This window comes from Priestia sp. SIMBA_032, assembly GCF_046535215.1.
Taxonomy (GTDB): Bacteria; Bacillota; Bacilli; order Bacillales; family Bacillaceae_H; genus Priestia; species Priestia aryabhattai.
Genome location: NZ_JAWRXD010001431.1, coordinates 1 through 241, shown reverse-complemented (window position 1 = coordinate 241; position 241 = coordinate 1). Strand labels below are relative to the sequence as shown.

1 protein-coding gene is annotated in these 241 nt (G+C 70.1%); it reads right to left on the bottom strand.

Features of this window, described 5'->3' with window-relative positions; all coding sequences use genetic code 11:
• The coding region (locus SB717_RS39035) for a hypothetical protein (RefSeq protein WP_410908643.1) at window positions 1–213 on the bottom strand (213 nt) is incomplete at its 3' end.
• Window positions 214–241 lie beyond the last annotated feature (28 nt).

Here is a 241-nt window from a genome sequence, read left to right as displayed (position 1 = left end):
GACCGCGCGCTCGAGCCAGGTCCTGCGCACACCGGACGCGGTCGTCTCCCAGGCGAAGGGGACGACGATCGTCGTCGGTTCGCCCCCGGCCGGCTCGAATCCCCACTCGCCGTTGAGGGAGAGCCAGCGCTCGGATCGGTCGAAGTCGGGCCGCGGGTACTCGGGCTTCGGGAGGGGCATTGAGGGAGTGCCTTTCGTTGGTTCGGCGCGCATGCGATCAGCCTTTGACGCTGCCGGCGAG